This window comes from Thermomonospora echinospora, from assembly GCF_900108175.1.
Classification (GTDB): Bacteria; Actinomycetota; Actinomycetes; order Streptosporangiales; family Streptosporangiaceae; genus Thermomonospora; species Thermomonospora echinospora.
In genome coordinates this window covers 65,896-82,796 of sequence record NZ_FNVO01000023.1, presented here as the reverse complement: position 1 = coordinate 82,796, position 16,901 = coordinate 65,896, and the positions used below count along the sequence as shown (strand labels likewise).

The 16,901-nt window shown below is 72.1% G+C and carries 17 protein-coding genes; 3 read left to right on the top strand and 14 right to left on the bottom strand.

Annotated features, from left to right (window positions below):
• Positions 1-200: 200 nt before the first annotated feature.
• The 11 genes from C4U03_RS33380 to C4U03_RS33330 form a co-directional block, all read right to left on the bottom strand.
• Positions 201-1,082: a TrmH family RNA methyltransferase gene (locus C4U03_RS33380; RefSeq protein WP_103943743.1), complete on the bottom strand. Its 882-nt coding sequence runs from the start codon at positions 1,080-1,082 to the stop codon at positions 201-203.
• Between the two features lie 44 nt (positions 1,083-1,126).
• Positions 1,127-1,504 carry a 50S ribosomal protein L20 gene (gene rplT, locus C4U03_RS33375; RefSeq protein WP_103943741.1) on the bottom strand — a complete coding sequence of 126 codons (378 nt, stop codon included), beginning with the start codon at positions 1,502-1,504 and terminating at the stop codon, positions 1,127-1,129.
• An 84-nt stretch (positions 1,505-1,588) separates the two neighbouring features.
• Positions 1,589-1,783 (bottom strand): 50S ribosomal protein L35, encoded by a 195-nt coding sequence (rpmI, locus tag C4U03_RS33370; protein WP_103943739.1) that lies wholly within the window; start codon positions 1,781-1,783, stop codon positions 1,589-1,591.
• 252 nt (positions 1,784-2,035) lie between these two features.
• On the bottom strand, positions 2,036-2,638 hold the full coding sequence (infC, locus tag C4U03_RS33365; protein WP_103943738.1) for a translation initiation factor IF-3: 603 nt from the start codon (positions 2,636-2,638) through the stop codon (positions 2,036-2,038).
• A gap of 412 nt (positions 2,639-3,050) precedes the next feature.
• On the bottom strand, positions 3,051-3,887 hold the full coding sequence (locus C4U03_RS33360; RefSeq protein ID WP_103943736.1) for a shikimate dehydrogenase: 837 nt from the start codon (positions 3,885-3,887) through the stop codon (positions 3,051-3,053).
• A complete protein-coding gene (mltG, locus tag C4U03_RS33355; RefSeq protein ID WP_103943734.1) occupies positions 3,888-5,459 on the bottom strand; it encodes an endolytic transglycosylase MltG in 1,572 nt (523 codons plus the stop codon).
• The gene (gene ruvX, locus C4U03_RS33350) at positions 5,456-5,926 is read right to left on the bottom strand and encodes a Holliday junction resolvase RuvX (protein ID WP_235018296.1); all 471 of its coding nucleotides are present in this window, start codon (positions 5,924-5,926) and stop codon (positions 5,456-5,458) included. The genes mltG and ruvX overlap by 4 nt, the downstream gene beginning before the upstream one ends.
• Before the next feature lie 109 nt (positions 5,927-6,035).
• Positions 6,036-8,705 (bottom strand): alanine--tRNA ligase, encoded by a 2,670-nt coding sequence (gene alaS, locus C4U03_RS33345; protein WP_103943730.1) that lies wholly within the window; start codon positions 8,703-8,705, stop codon positions 6,036-6,038.
• Between the two features lies 1 nt (position 8,706).
• Entirely contained in the window at positions 8,707-9,015 is a 309-nt protein-coding gene (locus tag C4U03_RS33340) for a DUF6167 family protein (RefSeq protein WP_103943728.1), read from the bottom strand.
• Positions 9,012-9,455 (bottom strand): DUF948 domain-containing protein, encoded by a 444-nt coding sequence (locus C4U03_RS33335; RefSeq protein WP_103943726.1) that lies wholly within the window; start codon positions 9,453-9,455, stop codon positions 9,012-9,014. Before C4U03_RS33335 ends, C4U03_RS33340 begins: the two co-directional genes overlap by 4 nt.
• A 197-nt stretch (positions 9,456-9,652) precedes the next feature.
• A complete protein-coding gene (locus tag C4U03_RS33330; protein ID WP_103943724.1) occupies positions 9,653-11,083 on the bottom strand; it encodes a replication-associated recombination protein A in 1,431 nt (476 codons plus the stop codon).
• A gap of 179 nt (positions 11,084-11,262) precedes the next feature.
• Between C4U03_RS33330 and C4U03_RS33325 the strand changes: the two genes are divergently transcribed.
• From C4U03_RS33325 to C4U03_RS33315, 3 genes are all read left to right on the top strand, one after another.
• Positions 11,263-11,652: a hypothetical protein gene (locus C4U03_RS33325; protein ID WP_103943722.1), complete on the top strand. Its 390-nt coding sequence runs from the start codon at positions 11,263-11,265 to the stop codon at positions 11,650-11,652.
• Positions 11,653-11,722: 70 nt separating this feature from the next.
• The gene (locus tag C4U03_RS33320; protein ID WP_103943720.1) at positions 11,723-12,316 is read left to right on the top strand and encodes a DUF3105 domain-containing protein; all 594 of its coding nucleotides are present in this window, start codon (positions 11,723-11,725) and stop codon (positions 12,314-12,316) included.
• On the top strand, positions 12,313-12,969 hold the full coding sequence (locus tag C4U03_RS33315; protein WP_103943718.1) for a DUF305 domain-containing protein: 657 nt from the start codon (positions 12,313-12,315) through the stop codon (positions 12,967-12,969). The genes C4U03_RS33320 and C4U03_RS33315 overlap by 4 nt, the downstream gene beginning before the upstream one ends.
• A gap of 70 nt (positions 12,970-13,039) precedes the next feature.
• Here C4U03_RS33315 and aspS read toward each other — a convergent pair whose 3' ends face one another.
• Genes aspS through C4U03_RS33300 form a run of 3 tightly spaced genes read right to left on the bottom strand, consistent with a single transcriptional unit; the run spans position 13,040 to position 16,764 of the window.
• Complete coding sequence (gene aspS / locus C4U03_RS33310; RefSeq protein WP_103943716.1) at positions 13,040-14,797, bottom strand: aspartate--tRNA ligase; 1,758 nt, start codon at positions 14,795-14,797, stop codon at positions 13,040-13,042.
• Complete coding sequence (gene hisS / locus C4U03_RS33305; protein WP_103943714.1) at positions 14,794-16,059, bottom strand: histidine--tRNA ligase; 1,266 nt, start codon at positions 16,057-16,059, stop codon at positions 14,794-14,796. Before hisS ends, aspS begins: the two co-directional genes overlap by 4 nt.
• Positions 16,060-16,068: 9 nt before the next feature.
• Positions 16,069-16,764: an MBL fold metallo-hydrolase gene (locus tag C4U03_RS33300; RefSeq protein WP_103943712.1), complete on the bottom strand. Its 696-nt coding sequence runs from the start codon at positions 16,762-16,764 to the stop codon at positions 16,069-16,071.
• Positions 16,765-16,901: the final 137 nt, after the last annotated feature.

Genomic DNA, 16,901 nt, shown 5'->3' with positions numbered 1-16,901 from the left:
CCGGGACACCCGTGAAGATCGCTAACGGGCGTCCGGAAACGGCCAGGGTTTTCCGGCTGGGAAGGCAACCGTCCAGGCCGTTCGGACGTTGTCGCCGACCCGGTGGCGGTGACGCCCGGCCCCTGTGGGCACGCGCCGACCGAGCCGCTTTCCGCGCGTTCCGGCGGGCCGCCCGTCCAGGTCGGGCCCGTTCCTCTCGGTCAGGCTCGTTCGGTGCCGGTGGAGGCTTCGCCCGCCACGGGCCCGCCGGGTGCGGGGCGATCGGAGCACCCGGTGCGCTGGGCGCGGGCGGAAGCGTACAGGCAGACCGCGGCGGCGGTCGCCAGGTTCAGGCTTTCGGCACGTCCGTAGATGGGGACCCGGACGACCTCGTCGACGTCGCGCAGGATCTCCTCCGGCAGGCCCCACGCCTCGTTGCCGAACACCCAGGCGGTGGGCCGGGCCAGCAGCCCGTCATCGATGGCCGAGTCCAGCGTGCGGTCCCCGGCCCCGTCGGCGGCCAGCACCGTCAGGCCGCTGTCCCGCAGCGCGGGGATCAGCGTGCCGAACCGGGGCCCGGCCACCACCGGGACGTGGAACAGGCTGCCCGCCGAAGCCCGCACGCACTTGCCGTTGTAGGGGTCCACCGACGCGTCGGTGAACACGACGGCCTCCGAACCGGCCGCGTCCGCCGTGCGCAGCACCGTCCCGGCGTTACCGGGGTCGCGGACGTGCGCGAGCACCGTGACCAGCCGGGGCCGGGGCGCCAGCGCCTCGGCCAGCCCGACGTCGACGAACCGGCACACCGCCAGCAGGCCCTGCGGCGTGACGGTCTGCGCCAACTCGGCCATGACCTCGCCGCTGACCCGCAGCACCGGTGCGCCCGCCCGCTCGGCCGCCGTCACCAGATCGGCGTGCCGGGACTCGGCCTCGGCCGTGGTGAACAGCTCCGACAGCACGCCCGGCAGCTCCAGCGCCTCCCGCACCGCCTGCGGCCCCTCGGCCAGGAAGCTGCGGTCGCGGTGCCGGAACGTGCGCTTGGCGAGCCGCCGAGCCGATTTCACCCGGGGCGACCGGATGGAGGTCAGCTCGCGGCCCGCCATGTTCCCCGCACTTCCCGTCCGGACGACCTTCTGCTCGCCGATGCTCAGGCGGCCTTGGCGTCCTGCGCCGGCAGCGACTCCTTGGCCAGCTCGACCAGGGTCTTGAAGACCTCCGGCTCGTTGACCGCGAGCTCGGCCAGCATACGGCGGTCGACCTCAAGCTCGGCGGCCTTGAGGCCCTGGATGAACCGGTTGTAGGTCATGCCGTTGGCGCGGGCGGCGGCGTTGATCCGCTGGATCCACAGCCGGCGGAACTGGCCCTTGCGGTCCTTGCGGTCCCGGTAGGCGTAGGTCATCGAGTGGAGCATCTGCTCCTTGGCCTTGCGGTACAGCCGCGACCGCTGGCCCCGGTAGCCGCTGGCCCGCTCAAGGACGACCCGACGCTTCTTGGCGGCGTTGACAGCCCGCTTCACACGTGCCACGTGTCCATCTCCTTTGCGCGAGGCCGGGTCCGATGGGGCCCGGCCGGTGATCGTCGAAGACCCTCGGAAGGTGCCGAGGGATGGCTACTTGCGAAGCAGCTTCTTGATGTTCTTGGCGTCGGAGTCCGCGACCACGACCCGGCCATCCAGGCGCCGGGTGCGCTTGGAGGGCTTGTGCTCGAGCAGGTGGTTGCGGTTGGCGCGGCGGCGCGTCACCTTGCCGGAGCCGGTCAGCTTGAAGCGCTTCTTGGCACCGCTGTGGGTCTTGGTCTTCGGCATGGTCGCCGTCGTCTCCCTCGTTCTCGTCCGCGCGGGCGCGCGGGGGACGTGCGCGAGCGGGGCGCGCGCCATGGGTGGCATGGCGGCGCGCCCGTTCGGCGCACCGAATGTACGTGCTGAACCCGCCCCGCCGGCGCACCGGTCAGGGGCGGCGGCCCGGGCGTGGGGCGCCCGGACGCGCGGACCCACCGCGCGACACAGCGGATCGCGCCCGTGGGCCGGCGAGACGCCCCGGCCGTGCGGCCGGGGACTTCAGTCTTCGCCGCGCGCGCGCTCGCGGTCGGCGGCGCGCTCGGCCTTGGCCTCCGCCTTGGCCTCGGCCTTCTTCTTGTGCGGGCCGATCACCATGATCATGTTACGGCCGTCCTGCTTGGGCCGCGACTCCACGAAGCCGAGGTCGGCGACGTCGTCGGCGAGCCGCTGCAGCAGCCGGAACCCCAGCTCGGGACGGGACTGCTCCCGGCCCCGGAACATGATGGTGACCTTGACCTTGTCGCCCGCCTTCAGGAACCGCACCACGTGACCCTTCTTGGTCTCGTAGTCGTGCGGATCGATCTTCGGCCGGAGCTTGATCTCCTTGATGACCGTATGCGCCTGGTTACGCCGCGCCTCGCGCGCCTTCATCGCGGACTCGTACTTGAACTTGCCGTAGTCCATCAGCTTGGCCACGGGCGGGCGCGCGGTCGGCGCGACCTCCACCAGGTCAAGATCGGACTCACGGGCGAGTTCGAGTGCCTTGACGATGGGCACGATGCCCACCTGTTCGCCGTTTGGGCCGACGAGCCGGACCTCCGGCACACGAATGCGGTCGTTGATACGCGGTTCGGCGCTGATGGGACCTCCTTGGGGCGTCACGTGGTCATATGTGTTCCAGCCGACCGGTCGCACCCGCGGGCCATCACGCGAAAAGCCCCGCACGACTCACATGCGGGGCCACCATCGGTCGTCACGGCGGCCGACGCCGCCGAAACTCGGCGACCGGCCGACACGTCGCCAGTGCGACGCGACACCGTCCGCCGGACCGATGACCCTCCGGCCTGACGGCCGAACAGGTGGGAGTGACCTCCGCTTGAGCACCCGGGGGCTGGTCGCCTCCGGGTCGGTCAGCGAGTAAGACTATCAGCTTTTAGTTTCGCGTCCACTCTACCCCATTCCCGACGGGGCGCGGATCTCCGACGGCCGGGTCCGGCCGCGGGCGGAGACGCCGTACGCCGCCTGAGCCGGCGTCAGCGAGAGGCCCGGGAACGGGCGGCCCGGCCTCCCGGGATCAGTGCGGATCGCCGCGCCGCGCGCGGGAGGCCAGTTCGGCCTCCCCGGCGGTCCGCATCGCCTCGACTGGGACGTCCTCGCGGCCGGTCATCATCGCCACCTGGCGGACGGCCTGGTGCAGCAGCATCGGGAAACCGCCGACCACCGTGCCGCCGGCCCGCTCGACCGCCTGGGCGAGCGCGGTCGACCACGGCGCGTACACCACGTCGAACAGCGCCGCGCCCGACTCGGCGACCAGGTCGCAGTAGGGGTCGGCGGCCCGGCCGGGCAGGGTGGAGACGACCAGATCGACCGGCAGGGCGCCGGCGAGCGCGTCGAACGTGAGGACGCCGACCGACAGCCCCAGCCGTTCCCCGACACCGCGGGCCTCCTCCGCCCGGGCCGGGTCGCGGACGGCCAGGGTCACCGCCTCCAGCCCGAGTTCGCGCAGCGCGGCCAGCGCGGACGCGGCGGTGGCGCCACCGCCGAGCACCACCGCCGACCGGGGGGCGCGCACCCCCGCCTCGGTCAGCGCGGTCACGATGCCGTACACATCGGTGTTGTCACCGAACCTGCGCCCGTCCCGCCAGATGACCGTGTTGGCGCCGCCGACGGCCGCCGCTGTTTCCGACACCTCGTCGACGAGCTTGAGCACGGTGCGCTTGAGCGGCATCGTCAGCGACAGGCCCACCCATTCGGCACCGAGACCGTCCAGCAGGGGCGCCAGGCCCGCCTCATCGCACTCGATCGCCTCGTACGTCCAGCCGGACAGACCCATCGCCGCGTACGCGGCGCGGTGCAGCACCGGCGACAGCGAATGCGCGATGGGTGAGCCCAGGACCGCGGCCCGTGGCACTCAGTCGCCTCCGTTCTGCTTGTTCCGGTTGTACTTGTCGACCAGGCGGTCGTGCTCCTCCTGGGTCTTGGAGAACTCGGTCAGGCCCTCCTCGGGATTGGTGGTGACGAAGAAGAGCCAGCCGTCCTTGGAGGGCTTGAACACCGCCTCGATGGCCTTGGCGCCGGGGCTGGAGATCGCTCCGGGCGGCAGCCCGTGGTTGCGGTAGGTGTTGTACGGGCTCTGCGTGTTGAGTTCCTCGTGGCTGGCCTCGATGCCGAACTTCTTCAGCGCGTACATCACCGTGCTGTCCATCTGGAGCTGCATCCGCCGCTTGAGCCGGTTGTAGATCACCTCGGAGATCTTCGGCATGTCGCTGGGCTTGCCGCTCTCCGCCTGGATGATGCTCGCCATCGCGATCGCCGTACCGGGCTTCATCCCGGCCTCCTTGGCCCTGTTCTCCAGGTCCAGGTCCTCGGCGTTCTGCTTGAACCGGTCGACCATCGTCTTGAGCGTGGCCTCGGCGCCGGCGTTGGGGTCCAGGTCGTAGCGGCCCGGCCACAGGTAGCCCTCGACCTGACCCTTGGCATAGGACGGCAGGCCGAGCCCCTTGGGATCCTCGACCACGGCCTCGAAGTCCTTGACGGGGATGCCGGTCTTCTTGGACAGCCGCTCGATGGTCTGCGAGACGCGCAGCCCTTCGGGAATGGTGATCTGGCTACTGGCGCGGGACTTGGGGTCCAGCAGCAGGCCCAGCGCGGCGGCGGCCGACATCTTCTTGCGCATGGCGTAGAAGCCGGGCTGGATGCTCGCCGAGCGCGGCTCCTTGGTGGCCGCGCGGACGTAGGCCTTGCTGCTCTTGACCACGTCGGCGGCCTCCAGCCGCTGACCGATGAGCTGGCCGGTGTCGCCGTCCTTGATCTGGACGGTGACCTGGCCGCTGCCCTGCCCGGAGTAGTCGGGCGTGGACAGCCGCTTCTCCAGGGCCACCAGGCCGAGCAGGCCGCCGCCGCCGAACACCGCCACCAGGAAGGCCAGCGAGAACATCACCGCGGCACGGCTGCTGGCCTTGCGCTTGCGTTGCCGTTTGCGGACCGAGGCCTTGCCCTTCCGGGTGGGCCGCTCCTCGTCGGGCTCGTCCTCGTACTGCTCCTCGAAGAGGCCCTGGTGATGGTCCTCGTGGAGGCCGTCGTAGTGACCATCTTGAGGGTCGTCGTAGCGGCCCCCTTGGGGACCGTCGTGGTAACTCTCTGAGCGGCCGTCGTAGTGGCCCCCTTGGGGACCCTCGTAATAGCCCTCTGAACGGCCGTCGTAGTGGCCCCCTTGGGGGCCGTCGTAATACCCCTCTTGAGGGCCGTCGTAGTAGCCCTCCTGGTGACCGTCATGAGGGCCCGCCTGGTGGTCGTCGTAGCGACCCGGCGGTCGGCGGCGGTCGTCGTAATGCTCCTCAGGGCCGCCGTAGTGTCCTGTGGGGCGGCCGTAACGGCCCCCGGGGCGGGGACTCCCGTAGCGGTCCTCGCCGCCGCGGCGGCCCTGATGGCCGTCGCGGCGGCCTCTGTGGGCGGGGTCTTCGAAAAGGTCCAGATCGTTCATGAGCTTCCCCGGACTGTCTCACCGGGCGGCCGTCCCGTCAGGCGTTCCCCGTCGAGGGCCGCTTGCAACAGGACGGCGGCGGCGGCCTGGTCGACCACCTGGCGGCGGGCCTTGCCGCGCACTCCCGACTGCCGTAGACCGGTCTCGGCCGTGACGGTGGTGAGCCGTTCGTCGTACAGCCGGACGCCGTCGTCGGGCAGCAGCCCCGACAGCCGCCCGGCCAGCGCCTCGGCGAACCGCCTGGCCTGGTCGGCGGCCGGGCCGCTGCGGCCCGACAGCGAGGTGGGCAGGCCGACGATCACCTCGACGGCCTCGTACTCGGCCACCAGCTCGGCGATCCGGTCCAGGTCCCCCTTGCCCCGCCGGACGGTCTCCAGCGGAGTGGCCAGGACGCCGCGAGGGTCGCTGCGCGCCACGCCGATGCGGACGCTGCCGACATCGACGCCGAGCCGGGCGCCCGGCCTCACGCCCGCCTCACCGGTTCGCGCGGGGCGGGCGGGCCGGCCGGGGCCCCATGACAACAAGATCCGTGCACATGACGAACAATACGGGCACCGTACCGAGCGCGGTTCGAGATCACGCGGACCCGACTGCCCGTTCGACGGCCACCAGCGCCTCGCCGATAGCCGCCGGGTTCGCGCCGCCGCCCTGCGCGAGGTCGTCCTTGCCGCCGCCACCACCGCCCAGGGTCTTGGCCGCCACACCGACCAGGGCGCCGGCCTTCAGGCCCCGCTCACGGGCGCCGTCGTTGATCGCGACGACCACGACCGGGCGGTCCTTGGGAACGCCGGCGACCATGACGACGGCGGGCCTGCGGGCCAGCCGCCCCCGTACATCCACGGCCAGCTTGCGCAGGTCGTCGGCGCCGGTGCCGTCGGGGGCGCGGTGCGCCACGAAGGCGATGCCGCCCACGTCCGCGGCGGACTCGGCCAGCGAGCCCGCCACCGCCAGGACCTGGGCCGAGCGCAGCCGCTCCAGCTCCTTCTCCGCCTCGCGCAGCCGGCCGACTATCCCGGAGATGCGCTCCGGCAGCTCCTCCTTGCGGGTCTTGAGCTGCTCGGACAGCTGGGCCACCAGCACGCTCTCCCGGGCCAGGAAGCGGAAGGCGTCGATGCCGACCAGCGCCTCCACCCGGCGGACCCCGGCGCCGATGGACGACTCACCGAGCACCTTGACCAGACCGAGCTGGCCGGATCGGGCCACGTGGGTGCCGCCGCACAGCTCGCGGGAGTACTCCCCGACCTCCACGACCCGGACCTCGTCGCCGTACTTCTCACCGAACAGGGCCAGCGCGCCCATGGCGCGGGCCTCGTCGATGGAGGTGTGGAAGGCCCGCACGTCCAGGTCGTTGACCAGGACCTCGTTGACCTCGTCCTCGACGTCGCGCAGCACGCTGGGCGAGACGGGCCCGGTGCTGGTGAAGTCGAACCGGAAGCGGCCGGGCGAGTTCTCCGAGCCGGCCTGCGCGGCCGACTCGCCCAGCGCCCGGCGGAACCCGGCGTGCACCAGGTGGGTGGCGGTGTGCGAGCGGGAGATCGCCCGACGCCGCTCGGTGTCGATCTCGGCGAACGCCGTGTCGCCGGTCTGCGCCTCGCCGCTGCGCACGGTGCCGCGGTGCACGATCAGCCCGGCCAGCGGGGACTGCACGTCGTGGATCTCGATCTCGGCGCCGCCGCCCAGCCGGATCAGGCCGTGGTCGGCGAGCTGGCCGCCGCCCTCGGCGTAGAACGGGGTGCGGTCCAGCACGACCTCGACGTCGGTGCCCGCGCCGGCCGCCGGCACGGAGACGCCGTTGACCAGCAGCCCGACCAGCCGGGCCTCGCCGGTGACGCTGTCGTAGCCGGTGAAGTCGACCTTGCCGCCGGACAGGTCGAGCAGCTCGCCGAGCACCGACACGTCCAGGTTGCCGGTCTTCTTGGCGGCCGCGTCGGCCTTGGCCCGCTGCCGCTGCTCCTCCAGCAGTCGGCGGAACCCCTCCTCGTCGACCGACAGGCCCTGCTCGGAGGCCATCTCCAGGGTCAGGTCGATGGGGAAGCCGTAGGTGTCGTGCAGGGTGAACGCCTGCGCGCCGGGCAGGGTCGCCCGGCCCGAGCGCCTGGTCTCCTCCACCGCCGCGTCGAAGATCGCCGTCCCGGTGCGCAGCGTCTGGCCGAAGCGCTCCTCCTCGGCGTCGATCACCGCGTGGATGTTGGCGGCGGTGCGGATCAGGTCCTGGTACTGCTCGCCCATCGCGCCGATCGCCACCGCGGTCAGCTCGTGCATCAGCCCGGCCTGCTCGCCGCCCAGCAGCCGCAGGTTGCGGATGGCGCGGCGCAGGATGCGGCGCAGCACGTAGCCGCGGCCCTCGTTGGCCGGGATGATCCCGTCGGAGACCATCATCGTCCCGGCCCGCACGTGGTCGGCGATCACCCGCAGCGACACGTCGGCGCGCTGCTCACGGCCGTACTTGGCGCCGGTGAGCTCGGCGGCCCGGTCGAGGATCTTCCACAGGGTGTCGGTCTCGTAGATGTTGTCGACGCCCTGCAGGATGGCGGCCATCCGCTCCAGACCCATGCCGGTGTCGATGTTGCGGGCCGGCAGCGGCCCGGAGATGTCGAAGTCGACCTTGCTGCGGACCTTGGCCAGCTGCTCCTGCATGAAGACGAGGTTCCACACCTCCAGGTAGCGGTCCTCGTCGACGACCGGGCCGCCCTCACGGCCGTACTCGGGGCCCCGGTCGTAGTAGATCTCCGAGCAGGGGCCGCCGGGGCCGGGCACGCCCATGTGCCAGTAGTTGTCGGCCAGCCCGCGGCGCTGGATCCGCTCCTCGGGAACCCCGACCTTGCGGTGCCAGATGTCGGCGGCCTCATCGTCGTCGAGGTAGACGGTCACCCACAGCCGGTCCTCGGGGAACCCGAAGCCGCCGTCGGCCTCCGGCCGCGTCAGCAGCTCCCAGGCGAACGGGATGGCGCCTTCCTTGAAGTAGTCCCCGATGGAGAAGTTGCCCAGCATCTGGAAGAACGTGGCGTGCCGGGTGGTCTTGCCGACCTCGTCGATGTCGGGGGTGCGCACGCACTTCTGGGCGCTGGCCATGCGCGGCGCGGGCGGGGTGCGCTGGCCCAGGAAGTACGGCTTGAACGGGACCATCCCGGCGGGGACCAGCAGCAGGGTGGGGTCCTCGGCGACCAGGCTGGCCGAGGGCACGACCGTGTGCCCCCGCTCCTCGAAGAACGCGAGGAAACGGCGTGCGACCTCTGCCGACTCCATGTCAGTGGCCATCCTTGTCTTCGTCGATAACGGTGTAACGGGCTTTGAGGATCCGGCGCGGCCGGGGGGCCTCGATCTCGGGCGGGTGCCGGTCGGCCTCGATGGCCTCGCGCAGCTCGGCCTCGCGGGCGCGGGTCTCCTCCCGTACGTCCTGGACGAAGATCCGCAGCCGCTCGCCGGCGCCCAGCGCCCGGTCGGTGGCCTTGCCGGCCAGGCTGTGCGGGGTCAGCTGCCGGGCCATCCGGGTCGCCTTGCGGGTCGCCCACACCCCGGTGCCGGCCCCGACGACCAGCCAGAACGTCCTTCTCATCGGCGCCCCCTGCCCGAGCCGCCCGAGCTACCCGAGCCGCCCGAGCCGCGGCGGGCCGGCAGCGCGGCGCGGGTCTCGGCCCGCTCGGCGTCCCGGTTGTTGCCCAGCGCCTTGCGCACCCCGTAGGAGAAGGCGGCGGCCTTGACCACCGGCCCGCCGAACACCGTCGACATCACGGTGGTGACCGCCGAGACGTTCTGGGTGACCCCGGCGACCTGCTTGGTGATGACGTCGGTGCGGCCCAGCTGCTCGTTGGCGCGGCGAACCGTGTCGGCCATGTCGTCCAGCAGCGGGGCGGCCTGGTCGGCCAGCTCGGAGACCAGCTTGGTGGCCTCCCCCAGCAGCCGGGCCAGCCGCAGCAGCGCATAGGCCAGGAAGGAGACCAGGATGGCCCAGAACAGGGCCACGAGGAGGCCTGCCAGCTGTCCTGCAGTAAGCATCCGGGTTTCCGTTCGCGTCGCCGTCCGTGTTGGGGCCAGGTGCGGTGCTGCAAGACCCTACCGTGAGCACCGGTGACGCCCGTACCGGGTTTCCTGGCCGTGCGGCGTGCCGCGGCCCCGCGCCTCGCGGGGGTCCGCGTCAGCTCCTACCGGCAGGTTAGCCGGTCCGGGCGGCGTTCCGTGGCCGCCGGCCGATGTCATGTCGTCCGGCCGCCGTCCCGGTGACCTCGCAGGACCGCCCGGATGCGGTCCAGCACCTCGGAGAAACGCGCCTCCGCGCCGTGCCGGGTCGGCCGGTAGTACCGCCGGTCCGCTACGGCGTCGGGGGCGTACTGCTGCCGCACCACCCCGCCGGGGAAGTCGTGGGCGTACCGGTAGCCCTCGCCGTGGCCGATCTTGGCGGCGCCCTTGTAGTGGGCGTCGCGCAGGTGCGGGGGCACCTGGCCGACCAGCCCTTTGCGGACGTCGCCGATCGCCTGGTCGATGGCGGTGATCACCGCGTTGGACTTGGGCGCCAGTGACAGGTGGATCACCGCCTGGGCGAGGTTGATCCTGGCCTCGGGGAGCCCCACGAACTCCACCGCGTGTGCGGCGGCGGTGGCGGTCTGCAGGGCCGTCGGGTCGGCCATGCCGATGTCTTCGCTGGCGTGGACGATCAGCCGCCGGGCGATGAAGCGGGGGTCCTCCCCCGCCTCCAGCATCCGGGCCAGGTAGTGCAGTGCGGCGTCCACGTCGCTGCCCCGGATGCTCTTGATGAACGCGCTGACGACGTCGTAGTGCTGGTCGCCCTCCCGGTCGTAGCGCACGGCGGCCCGGTCCACCGCCTTCTCCAGCACCTCGACGTCGATGGCCCGGCCGTCCGGGACGACCAGCGCGGCGGCCTCCAGGTAGGTGAGGGTGCGGCGGGCGTCGCCGCCGGCGAGGCGGATCAGGTGGTCGGTGGCCTCGGGGGTCAGCTCGACCCGGCCGCCGAGCCCGCGCTCGTCGGCCAGCGCCCGGGCGATCACCTCGCGCAGGTGGTCCTCGCCGAGGGGTTCCAGGGTCAGCAGCAGCGACCGGGACAGCAACGGGCTGATCACCGAGAAGAACGGGTTCTCGGTGGTGGCGCCGATGAAGGAGACCCAGCGGTTCTCCACCGCCGGCAGCAGCGCGTCCTGCTGGGCCTTGTTGAAGCGGTGCACCTCGTCGACGAACAGGACGGTCTGCCGGCCGGTCATGCCCAGCTCGCGCCGGGCCAGGTCGATCTCGGCGCGGACCCGCTTGACTCCGTCGCTGACCGCGGAGATCTCCACGAAACGCCGCCGGGTGACCCCGGCCACGACGTAGGCCAGGGTGGTCTTGCCGGTGCCGGGTGGGCCCCACAGCACCAGCGACATGGGCACGTCCCGGTCCACCAGCTGCCGGATGGGCGTGCCGGGGCCAAGCAGGTGCTCCTGGCCGACAACCTCGTCCAGACCGTGCGGCCTCATCCGCACGGCCAGCGGCTGCTGCGCGGCGGGAACTCCTCCTGCGGCGGGACCCGCAGAAGAGGTGGACGCGGAGGAGGAGGCGGCGGCAGGGGGCTGCGCGGGCTCCCGGCCCGGCTCGTCGAAGAGGCCGTCCGCCTGCGCTGGGTCGACCCTGGACATGTGTTCGAGGCTATCGGCCCGCGGCCGCGCCGCCGCCCGCCCGGCAAAGCCCGGAACTTCGTGGTGCGGTGAGGGGCCTGCCACGGCTCCTCCTGTGCTATTCAAAGGGTCCGGGAACGTCCGTTTCGTTCCGGACGTTGGTCAGCCCCGGAGGAGCAACGGGCGTGAGAGTGACAGGCATGGCAGGCCGCGTACCCCATGGGGTCGCCGGCATGCTCGTCGTCTTGTTCGCGCTCGCCGGGGTGGCATTCAGCTACGGGCTGGGCGGCCATACGCCCCCGCTGAGGTTCTGCCTGGTGCACGCCCAGGAGCCGGGCGATAGGGCGCCGGTGGGGCCGGGGATCGTGGCCCAGGACCAGGCGCACCCCGCGCCGGGGCATCCGCGGCCCGCACCTGGTGACGCCTGCCTGTCGCTGGCGGTGCTGCTGACCCTCATGGTCCTGGCCCTGGCGGCCGTGCCGCGGCCCCGCGGCGTGCGGCCGCGTCGGTTCGGCTGGACGCTGGTCCCTCCGGCCCGTGCGCCGTCCCGGCCCCGTCCCCTGGCCGTCCTCCAGGTCCTGCGGCTGTGATCGGACGTGACGCACGGCCTGCGGCCGTGCGATCCCGCCGCCCACCAGCCGTCCCCCGAAGGGAACATCCATGTCCAAGAGCGCCAGAAACCGCAACAACCGGCAGAACGTCCTGACCAAGACCAGCCCGCCCTGGGGCGCGATCGCCTTCTTCACCACCATCGGCGTGATCGTCCTGGCCGCCGTCGGCTTCGCCGCCTGGCAGGCGTTCAAGCCCGCCGAGGCCATCGCGGGGCTGGTGGAGAAGGACGGCCTCAAGCAGGACCACGTGCAGACCCCGGTCACCTACGACACCACCCCGCCCATGGGCGGCCCGCACCACCCGGTCTGGCAGAACTGCGACGGCCGTGTCTACGACCAGCCGCTCAAGAACGAGCACGCGGTGCACTCCCTGGAGCACGGCGCCGTCTGGTTCACCTACCGGCCCGGACTGGCCTCCGGCGAGCTCGACAAGCTCAAGAGCAAGGTCGAGGGCACCGACTACACGATGCTGAGCCCCGTGCAGAACCAGGACGCCCCGATCGTGCTGAGTGCCTGGGGCAAGCAGGTCAAGGTGGACAAGGCCGATGACGGCCGCATCAACGCCTTCCTGAAGGCGTACCTGAAGGGCCCGCAGACGCCCGAGCCGGGCGCCGCCTGCTCCGGCGGCAAGGACACGCCTTGACCGAGGCCACCGAGGCCGCAGCGGCCACCCAGGCCACAGCGGCCGCGCCGCCGCGGGGACGCCGGGTCTCCCTCGTCCTCGCGGCGCTGGTGGCCGTCGTCGCGGTGATCGTGGTCGCCGTGTCGGTGCTGCGTCCGGGCGGCCCGGGGCCCGACAGTCCCGAGGCCGGTTTCGCCCGCGACATGAGCACCCACCACGCCCAGGCGGTGCGGATGTCGTTCCTGGTCCGCGACGCCACCGAGGACGAGGCGGTGCGGCTGCTGGCCTACGACATCATCAACACCCAGTCCGCGCAGATCGGCATGATGACCGCCTGGCTGGACCAGTGGGAGGCGCCGAAGGTCGACCCCGGCGGGTCGATGCGGTGGATGTCCGGGCACGGTGGGCACGGCGGGGGTCCCGCCGCCACGATGCCGGGGATGGCCACCCGCGAGCAGCTGGAGGAGCTGGAGAACGCCGAGGGCAGGGCCGCCGAGGTGCTGTTCCTCAAGCTGATGATCGCCCACCATCGCGGCGGGGTGTCGATGGCCGAGGCCATCCTGTCGCGCACCGACCACAAGCAGGTGGAACGGCTGGCCCGCACGATGGTCCAGGGCCAGCGCTCGGAGGTCGACCTGATGAACACCATGCTCCGCGAGCGCGGAGCGGCCTGAGGGCCACACGCCGATGGCCTCGCCCCCGCGGCCGCGGGGGCGAGGCCATCGGCGTTCGGTCCCGACCCGGTCAGGACTCCTCGTCCGGCTCGCCCCGGACGTCGATCCCGGCCTCCTTGCGCTGCTGCTCGGTGATCCCGGTGGGGGCGCCGGTGAGCGGGTCGTAGGCCGAGGCCGCCTTGGGGAAGGCGATCACGTCGCGGATCGAGTCGCCGCCCGCCAGCAGCATGACGGTGCGGTCCCAGCCGAACGCGATGCCGCCGTGCGGCGGCGGGCCGTACTTGAACGCCTCCAGCAGGAAGCCGAACTTGGCCTCGGCCTCCTCCTTGCCCATGCCCAGCACGTCGAAGACCCGCTGCTGCATTTCGGCGCGGTGGATACGGATCGAGCCGCCGCCGATCTCCATGCCGTTGCAGACGATGTCGTAGGCGTCGGCCAGCGCCACGTCCGGGTGCTCGTGGAAGGTGGCGGCGTACTCGGGCTTGGGCGCGGTGAACGGGTGGTGCACCGGGGTCCAGCCGGAGTGCGCGCCGGACTCGTCGTGCACCGGCTCGAACACCGGCGGGTCCACGATCCATACGAACGCCCAGGCGGACTCGTCGATCAGCCCGCAGCGGCGGCCGATCTCCAGCCGCGCCGCGCCCAGCAGCTCGCGGGAGGCGTGCGCCTGCCCGGCGGCGAAGAACACCGCGTCGCCCGGCTGCGCGCCCGCCGCGTGGGCCAGCCCGGCCCGCTCGGCGTCGGAGATGTTCTTGGCGACCGGGCCGCTCAGCGTGCCGTCCTCGGCAACCAGCACGTAGGCCAGGCCGCGGGCGCCGCGCGCCTTGGCCCAGTCCTGCCAGGCGTCCAGCTCCTTGCGGGTCTGCGACGCGCCGCCCGGCATCACCACGGCGCCCACGTAGGGGGCCTGGAAGACCCGGAACGGGGTGGCGGAGAAGAAGGCGGTCATGTCGACCAGCTCGTTGCCGAACCGCAGGTCGGGCTTGTCGGAGCCGTAGCGGGCCATCGCGTCGGCGTAGGCCATCCGCGGGATCGGCCGGGGCACCTCGTACCCGGCGATCTCCTTCCACAGCCGGGCCACCAGCTCCTCGCCGACGGCGATGACGTCGTCGGCCTCCACGAACGACATCTCCAGGTCGATCTGGGTGAACTCCGGCTGCCGGTCGGCGCGGAAGTCCTCGTCGCGGTAGCAGCGGGCGATCTGGTAGTAGCGCTCCAGGCCGGAGACCATCAGCAGCTGCTTGAACAGCTGGGGGGACTGTGGCAGCGCGTACCAGCGGCCCGGCTGCAGCCGCACCGGCACCAGGAAGTCGCGGGCGCCCTCCGGGGTGGAGCGGGTCAGCGTCGGGGTCTCCACGTTGACGAAGCCCTGCTCGCGCATCACGTCGCCCACCAGGTAGGCGGCCTGGGAGCGGATGCGCATGGTGCGGGCGACGGCGTCGCGGCGGATGTCGAGGTAGCGGTACTTCAGCCGCACCTCCTCGTTGACGTTGACGTCGCCCTCGATCGGGAACGGCAGCGGCGCCGACTCCGACAGCACCTCGATCTCGGTGGCGGCCACTTCGATGTCGCCGGTGGGCAACTCGGGGTTCTCGTTGCCGGCCGGCCGGGTGCGGACCTCGCCGGTGATCTTGACGCAGTACTCCGAGCGCAGGTCGTGCGCGGTGTCTTCCTCGCGGAAGACGACCTGGGCGACGCCGGTCGCGTCCCGCAGGTCAATGAACGTGACCCCGCCGTGGTCGCGGCGGCGCGCCACCCAGCCGGCGAGCACCACACGTTCCCCGGTGTGCTCCTTGCGCAGCACACCGGCGCCGTGCGTACGGATCATGGTGCGAGCCTCTCCTTCAGTGTTGCCGTGATGTCAGCGAGCGGAACGGCGCTCTGCTCACCGGTCCCCAGATCCTTGACCTGCGCGGATCCGGCGGCGATATCTCGCTCGCCGACGATCACGGCATAGGCCGCCCCGGACCGGTCGGCGCCCTTCATCGCGCCCTTGAGGCTCTTGCCCCCGTAGGACATGTCGGCGGCGATCCCGGCCGCCCGCAGCTCGGCCACCAGCGCGAAGACCCGCCGCTCGGCGGCCTCGCCCAGCGGCACCCCGAACACCTGGCAGCGGGACGGGACGGACGGCTGCACGCCCTCGGCCTCCAGGGCCAGCAGCGTGCGGTCCAGGCCCAGCCCGAAGCCGATGCCCGGCAGCGCCGGGCCGCCGATGTCCTCCGACAGGCCGTCGTAGCGGCCTCCGCCGCCGATGCCGGACTGGGCGCCCAGCAGCGGGTGGTCGAACTCGTAGGTGGTACGGGTGTAGTAGTCCAGGCCGCGCACCAGGCGGGGGTCGTCCTCCCACGCGATGCCCAGATCGGCCAGCAGCTCGCGCACCCGGTCGTGGTGGGCCTTGCAGGCGACGCACAGGTGGTCGGCCATCAGCGGCGCGTCGGCGACCAGGGCCCGCACCTCGGGGCGCTTGTCGTCCAGGACGCGCAGCGGGTTGATCTCCACGCGCGCGCTGGTGGCCTCGTCCAGGTCCAGGCCGCGCAGGAACTCCTGCAGCCGGACCCGGTAGGCGGGCCGGCACTCGCGGCAGCCCAGCGAGTTCAGCAGCAGCCGCACCTGGGTCAGGCCCAGGCTGCGGTACCAGTTCCAGGCGATGGCGATGGTCTCGGCGTCGACCTGGGGGTCCTCGCTGCCGATGGCCTCCAGGTCGAGCTGGTAGAACTGCCGGTAGCGGCCCTGCTGGGGACGCTCGGCGCGGAACGCCGGGCCGGTGGTCCACACCTTGACCGGCAGGCCCTGCTTGTGCAGGCCGTACTCCAGCACGGCGCGCAGCACCCCGGCGGTGAACTCCGGGCGCAGCGTGATGGAGCGGCCGCCGCGGTCGGAGAAGGTGTACATCTCCTTGCTCACCACGTCGGTGGACTCGCCCACCCCGCGCTTGAACAGCTGGGTGTCCTCGAAGACGGCCAACTCCACATAGCCGTACCCGGCCAGCCGGGCCTGCTCGGCGAACGCCTCGCGGGCGCTGCGCAGCAGCTCCGCACGCGGCGGCACGTATTCACTGACCCCCTTGGGGGCCTGAAAGCTTGAACTCATGGTCTGTAGTCAAAATCCCTTGCTGGGCCCGTCCGCGGGCGTCAGGTCCGCCAGGAACGGATTGACGGCGCGCTCGCGACCGATGGTGGTCTGCTCCCCGTGGCCGGGCAGGACGACGGTCTCGTCGGCCAGCGGCAGGCACACCCGCGCCAGGCTGGCCAGGATCTGCTCGTACGATCCACCCGGCAGGTCGGTGCGGCCGATCGAACCGGCAAACAGCAGGTCCCCGGTGAACATCACCTCGGGAATCTCCTCGGTCGCCGGCGTCCGGAACGTCACCGACCCGGGCGTATGGCCCGGCGCGTGATCGACGGTGAACCGCAGCCCGGCCAACTCCAGCACCGCGCCGTCCGACAGCTCACGCACGTCGTCGGGCTCGCTGAGCTCCAGTCCCCCGAACAGCTGCTGCCCGGCGCCCAGGCCAAGGCCCTTGCCGGGGTCGGTGAGCAGGTCGCGGTCGGCCGGATGGATGTAGGCCGGGACGTTCCTGGCGCCGCACACCGGGGCCACCGACCAGATGTGGTCGAGATGGCCGTGGGTGGCGATCACGGCGACCGGCTTGAGCCGGTGCTCGCGGACGACCTCCTCGATCCCGGCCTCGGCGTCCTGGCCCGGATCGATGATCACGCATTCCTCGCCCGCGGCGGGCGCCACGAGATAGCAGTTCGCGGCGAATGATCCAGCGGGGAACCCTGCGACGAGCACGGTCGTCCTCTCCTGCAGATTCGACAAGCCGTTCAGGAACTCAAGCGGCGCTTCGAGCGTACCGGCGCGGCCACGGCCATCGCGAACGAGATGCCGGGCCGTCGTGTCGCCGCCCGCGACGCAAGGGCGGCGGGAGG

Coding starts and splice junctions, on each gene's coding strand:
- C4U03_RS33380 (WP_103943743.1), bottom strand. CDS start 1,082: ATGGCGGGCCGCGAGCTGACCTCCATCCGGTCGCCCCGGGTGAAATCG.
- rpmI (WP_103943739.1), bottom strand. CDS start 1,783: ATGCCGAAGACCAAGACCCACAGCGGTGCCAAGAAGCGCTTCAAGCTG.
- mltG (WP_103943734.1), bottom strand. CDS start 5,459: ATGAACGATCTGGACCTTTTCGAAGACCCCGCCCACAGAGGCCGCCGC.
- alaS (WP_103943730.1), bottom strand. CDS start 8,705: ATGGAGTCGGCAGAGGTCGCACGCCGTTTCCTCGCGTTCTTCGAGGAG.
- C4U03_RS33340 (WP_103943728.1), bottom strand. CDS start 9,015: ATGAGAAGGACGTTCTGGCTGGTCGTCGGGGCCGGCACCGGGGTGTGG.
- C4U03_RS33335 (WP_103943726.1), bottom strand. CDS start 9,455: ATGCTTACTGCAGGACAGCTGGCAGGCCTCCTCGTGGCCCTGTTCTGG.
- C4U03_RS33330 (WP_103943724.1), bottom strand. CDS start 11,083: ATGTCCAGGGTCGACCCAGCGCAGGCGGACGGCCTCTTCGACGAGCCG.
- C4U03_RS33325 (WP_103943722.1), top strand. CDS start 11,263: ATGGCAGGCCGCGTACCCCATGGGGTCGCCGGCATGCTCGTCGTCTTG.
- C4U03_RS33320 (WP_103943720.1), top strand. CDS start 11,723: ATGTCCAAGAGCGCCAGAAACCGCAACAACCGGCAGAACGTCCTGACC.
- aspS (WP_103943716.1), bottom strand. CDS start 14,797: ATGATCCGTACGCACGGCGCCGGTGTGCTGCGCAAGGAGCACACCGGG.
- hisS (WP_103943714.1), bottom strand. CDS start 16,059: ATGAGTTCAAGCTTTCAGGCCCCCAAGGGGGTCAGTGAATACGTGCCG.